We start from the raw sequence: 4,800 nt of genomic DNA on the forward strand, positions 1-4,800 counted from the left end.
CATTAGCTCTTTTTTCTTTCTCATCATTTTGAAAAGCAAGCTCTTTATTGGCAATTACCAGTTCAGCTGCCCTTTTTTCTTTTTCATCGTTTTGAAAAGCAAGCTCTTTATTGGCAACCCGTAAATCTAAAGCCCATTTTTGCTCAGCAATATCGCGGGCAACAATTACGACTCCTAATACACTTCCCAGATCATCTTTATAAACAGAACCATTGAATAAAACATCTGTCAATTTACCGTCTTTATGCTTCAGTGTAAGCGGGGAATCTGAAACAGAACCTTTTTCATACACTTCCTGATACACTTCACGTGCTTTTTGCTTTTCGGTGAAATAATTGAAAAAATCAGAATTAATTAAACGATCGCGATTCAGCCCCGTAATATTTACTGTAGCTTCATTTACATCCGTAATTTTCCCTTCAGGATTTATTGTAATTAACGGGTCCAAACTAGCTTCAATAAGACTTCTGGCGTATTGTGATTCTTGAGTTTTTATAGTTTCTATATTTATTTATAAAATTGACTTGATTTTTTTTCTATTTTAAGTTACCAATGTCTTCAATTGGGTTGCGTCTTTTATCTTTCAATTGTTTAAAATGGGAAGGTGAGAGGCCGGTAACTTTTTTAAATTGGCTGGATAAATGTGCCACACTGCTGTAGTTCATTTTCCAGGCTATTTCAGTGATGTTTAATTCACCATAAATAATCAGCTCTTTTATACGTTCAGTTTTGTGTGAAATTATAAATTGCTCGATTGTAGTTCCTTGCACTTCCGAAAATAAGTTGGAGAGGTACGTATAGTCGTGATTTAATTGTTGACTCAGATAATCAGAAAAATTAATTTTTATATTCTCTGTTGAATGGTGAACCATCTGGATAATTACATTTTTTATCTTTTCGATTAGCATGGATTTTTTATCATCCATTAGTTCAAGTCCGGAGTCCAAAAGTGCTCTTTTTAAAAGTTGCCTCTGGTCCATAGAGATATTTTCCATGATTTCAACTTCACCTAAATCTACAACCATGAAGTGTAGTCCAAGTTTTTTTAATTCTTCTTTTACCGCCATCTTACAGCGATTACTTACCATGTATTTTATGTATAGTTTCAAAGATATTTCGTTTACAGTTTAGAAAAATTATTTTTTTTCAGGTTAAAGTTACATTATATATTCTAATGAATAATTTATTAGAAGGATATCCATCTATTATTCGCTTAAATCGTATTTTTAAATATTAAAATATTGAAAAATAGCGTATTATTTTTTTTGGATGACATAAATAAGCTGTGCTTTCATAAAAGCAATATTAATTTTCGTACCCACTTTTTATAGTTGTTGAAATCATTTTGAATTGCACATTTGCATTAAAGGAATGTGTGGAGTGAGCCGGAATTATTATTCCTTCTCCTAATTTAAGCAGGTGTTTTATTTCATTGATAAAAATCTCGGCTGTTCCGTCAATTATTTGCACATAATTATCAAAAGGTGATGTTCTTTCCGATAATTCTTCGCCAGCATCAAATGATAAAGCAGTTATGTTTCCGGTAGTTTTTTTAATTATGGTTCTGCTTAAAACAGCATTTGGTATATACTGTATAATTTCAACTATGATGTGTGATTGGGATTTTGTTAACTCACGGTTATCTATAGGTTTATTTTTATATTGCATATTGGCTATTTAATTGCTCTTCGATAAGTTGAGATTTTGTGAAGGTAGTCGCTTTAAACCCAATTACGCTATATAATCGTATAAAAGAGTTAGTTTTGGTCGAAAAAAGCCAATTATTGGACAGCTAATTTGTTTACATTATCAAAGATGTTGATAAACAATATTTTTTTATAATTAACTCATTGCATATAAGTTATAAAAGTATCTCTATTCTAAATTTAGATTAAAGAGGCTTTCTGGGGCATAAAAGGGTTTATACTCAGGATTATTTTATTAAAAAATTAATTCATCGAAAAAGGAGTTACCCAATCCAATGATTTAATTGAGGAAACTTTATTTTCTTGATTCATTGAAACACGAAGTTCTTTATTGGCTACTTTCTTTGAATACAATGCTTTATAGCGAAAAATTGTTGTTCCGTCAAAATTGTTTTTGTAAATCTCAACTAATTGAAGATCAATAAAAGTTCCATAATACTGGCGGAATCTGGTACAGGTTTTTGTCAATCTTTCCTCTGTCGTATTCTTGATGACAGATTCTGTTGCTTCACTTTGGTTGAAAGGTTTGAATTTAGAAGTATTACAAGTCATTAAAACTCTTTTTCCTAATTCATAGGCTTTGATTTTTTGGCTTTCATTAACTTCGGATAAACCAAGTTTTTCAATTTTAGCTTTCTCCGGTTCAGCAGTTGTAACAACTTTTTTTGATTTACATCCAATGAGCAGAAGAATACTGAAGACAATAATTATTTTTTTCATATTTATACAATTTTTAATAAGATATTCGGGTCTGGACAGTTCTTCAAATAATGCTTCAAGTCATTTTCACTGCAAACTCCAGGATAGTCACCAAATGTTTGTGAAATTTCTTCTATGATCTGAAAATGTAAATGAGGTGCATAATCTCCATTCACGGAAGCATCTCCTAAAGTCGCTATTTGTTGTCCTTTTTCGAAAATATCACCAATTTCAATATCGCTGATACTTTCTAACGAAAGATGGCCGTATAAAGTATAAAAACGCTGATTTTCTATTTTATGCTCTAAGATAATCGTTGGACCATAATCTCCTACACCAGTATTGTAATTAAAACTATGAATAAATCCATCAAGTGCTGCTAATACTGGAGTTCCGGCTTTAATCCATAAATCTAAACCGATATGGATATTTCGTTCCTCAGTTTTAGAATCGTTGAAAATATCACTGCGTTTGTATAGATTTCTAATTTCTTTATAACCACCAAAAGCAACTTTTGCATTGTTTTCGTCTAAATAGTTTTCGATATATTTTTCAAAATTACTTGCAGTTTCAATAGTCTGTTTTGTAAAGCTTTCATTTTGTATCGATAAATCCAATGGGATGTATTGGTCGTAATTTATTGATTTGTCTATCACTTTTACATTTTGGATGTCTTTTAAGATAGTTTCCAGTGCGGTCATAATTTGTATTAATTTTTATAATTCTTAAATTTAAAATAAAAAATGGCAACATAAAAATTTAGGTAGTATTATAACTTTTAATTGTGAAAAATGTTTCTAAAAAAAATGCCAATATGAAATTTCATATTGGCATTCTAATACTTTGTCGACATAATAATGGGATATTACTTTTTGATCTCCACTTTTGCTTCACCACCGGAAAGTTCTACGCTGGTTTTAGTTTTTCCATCTTTTGTAGTCACACTTACACCATCGGTAGCTACTTTTATTGACGTGCTATCTTTCGCTTCGGTAGTGACAGTTGTAGTTGTCTCACTTGAAGTTTCAGTTTGTGTTGCTGGAACTGGAGTTTCTTCTTTTTTCTTGCAGGAAACAATAGCAAGTAGTGATAGGATTCCTAAAAACAATGATGCTTTTTTCATATTTTATGTATAATGGATTGATTCACAAGATACTGTTTTATTTGTTTGAAACGTATTTGAAATTTGAATTTATAAATAGAGTGACAATTCTCTCATTCAGAGCAAAACTAAGTCAGTATTTTTTTATTAACAATATTAAAAAATAATATAAAATATTGATTTACAGTTAATTGTAGTTAAAGTTGAATGTGTGATTTTTGTTTTTTGTAACTTCGATATGCTTTTTAGAAGTCAATTTATTGAAAACAGATTTTTAAATGAAAACTTCTTTAAAAATAATATGGTAAAAATTATCTTTTTACTATAAAAAAATCAAGCGCCTCATCTACTATATTTTGATTAATTAAAATCGTAAAGATTAATTTAGAATCAGTTTTAGCTGGCTCTCTCTTTACTGATTTTGTAATATTAATTTAAAACAAGGCGTCTATGGAAAATAACAACTTTTTCAGTATCCCATAAAGGACAAAACTCTTCCCCAATTTTTATAGAATGAATTTAGATAAACTTGCATAGGTTTTTCATGTGTCATTCATGTCTTTTTTTGAAACCTATTTTAATTGAAAATCAATCAACTTTTGTGAATAATCTTGTAAAAATCAATAGTTATTATTATGAAATTAAATGTGTTTCATGTATTATCGCTTATCGTGATAATATTTGCCATAGCTTCTTGTTCTTCTAATAATTCAGAATTACAAAATGATAAAACAGCACCTTTTCAGGAAGTGAACTATACTTATATTTCATCAGAATTAGAGACTATGGAATTGTTAAATGCTTACAGGGTAAGTATCGGCTTAAATGCTTTGGAGAAAATTAATTACCTCTCTTATAAATCGGAAGAGCATAATAAATATATGATTACCAATAATGTGGTAAACCATAATGATTTTGTTACACGTTCTCAAAACATAATAAATGTTTTGGGAGCCAAGAAAGTAGGTGAGAACATCGCTTATAATTATAATTCTCCTCAGGCTGTTTTAAATGCATGGATGAATAGTCCCAGACATAAAGAAAACATTTTTGGTGATTATACTCATTTTGGAATTTCTATAAGGGAAAATCCTGCTAACGGAAAAAAATATTACACCAATATTTTTGCTAAAATATAATTTAGATTTGTAAAAAAGAAAGCCCGACAAAAAATGATAGACTGCACCCAAAAGTTTAGACAAATTTATAATTAATTTTGATAATAATGAGCTCGATATTGTATCGGGCTCATTTTGTTTAAATTAGACTTGATTCTATCGTTATTGTAATAAA

General features: G+C 29.6%; 7 protein-coding genes. 1 reads left to right on the forward strand and 6 read right to left on the reverse strand.

The genetic code is table 11. The features are described from left to right. The 6 genes from QLS31_RS16045 to QLS31_RS16070 all read right to left on the reverse strand — a co-directional run. A partial coding sequence (locus QLS31_RS16045; protein WP_282744677.1) for a PAS domain-containing protein occupies positions 1–448 on the reverse strand: 448 nt, incomplete at its 3' end. An 88-nt stretch (positions 449–536) separates the two neighbouring features. Next, positions 537–1,088 carry an AraC family transcriptional regulator gene (locus tag QLS31_RS16050; RefSeq protein WP_282744680.1) on the reverse strand — a complete coding sequence of 184 codons (552 nt, stop codon included), beginning with the start codon at positions 1,086–1,088 and terminating at the stop codon, positions 537–539. Positions 1,089–1,305: 217 nt separating this feature from the next. Then, a complete protein-coding gene (locus QLS31_RS16055) occupies positions 1,306–1,668 on the reverse strand; it encodes a cupin domain-containing protein (protein ID WP_099715321.1) in 363 nt (120 codons plus the stop codon). Between the two features lie 281 nt (positions 1,669–1,949). Beyond that, the gene (locus QLS31_RS16060; protein WP_282718600.1) at positions 1,950–2,426 is read right to left on the reverse strand and encodes a hypothetical protein; all 477 of its coding nucleotides are present in this window, start codon (positions 2,424–2,426) and stop codon (positions 1,950–1,952) included. 2 nt (positions 2,427–2,428) lie between these two features. Continuing rightward, positions 2,429–3,106, reverse strand: a complete 678-nt coding sequence (locus tag QLS31_RS16065) for a peptidoglycan DD-metalloendopeptidase family protein (protein ID WP_282744678.1) — start codon at positions 3,104–3,106, stop codon at positions 2,429–2,431. A 164-nt stretch (positions 3,107–3,270) separates the two neighbouring features. Next, positions 3,271–3,528 (reverse strand): hypothetical protein, encoded by a 258-nt coding sequence (locus QLS31_RS16070; protein WP_099715324.1) that lies wholly within the window; start codon positions 3,526–3,528, stop codon positions 3,271–3,273. A 614-nt stretch (positions 3,529–4,142) separates the two neighbouring features. On the opposite strand from QLS31_RS16070, the gene QLS31_RS16075 reads away from it, so the two are divergent. Further along, positions 4,143–4,646 (forward strand): CAP domain-containing protein, encoded by a 504-nt coding sequence (locus QLS31_RS16075; protein ID WP_282744679.1) that lies wholly within the window; start codon positions 4,143–4,145, stop codon positions 4,644–4,646. Positions 4,647–4,800: the final 154 nt, after the last annotated feature.

The organism is Flavobacterium sp. XS2P24 (assembly GCF_030010285.1).
GTDB lineage: Bacteria > Bacteroidota > Bacteroidia > Flavobacteriales > Flavobacteriaceae > Flavobacterium > Flavobacterium algoritolerans.

Coding starts and splice junctions, on each gene's coding strand:
- QLS31_RS16055 (WP_099715321.1), bottom strand. CDS start 1,668: ATGCAATATAAAAATAAACCTATAGATAACCGTGAGTTAACAAAATCC.
- QLS31_RS16050 (WP_282744680.1), bottom strand. CDS start 1,088: ATGGTAAGTAATCGCTGTAAGATGGCGGTAAAAGAAGAATTAAAAAAA.
- QLS31_RS16060 (WP_282718600.1), bottom strand. CDS start 2,426: ATGAAAAAAATAATTATTGTCTTCAGTATTCTTCTGCTCATTGGATGT.
- QLS31_RS16075 (WP_282744679.1), top strand. CDS start 4,143: ATGAAATTAAATGTGTTTCATGTATTATCGCTTATCGTGATAATATTT.
- QLS31_RS16065 (WP_282744678.1), bottom strand. CDS start 3,106: ATGACCGCACTGGAAACTATCTTAAAAGACATCCAAAATGTAAAAGTG.
- QLS31_RS16070 (WP_099715324.1), bottom strand. CDS start 3,528: ATGAAAAAAGCATCATTGTTTTTAGGAATCCTATCACTACTTGCTATT.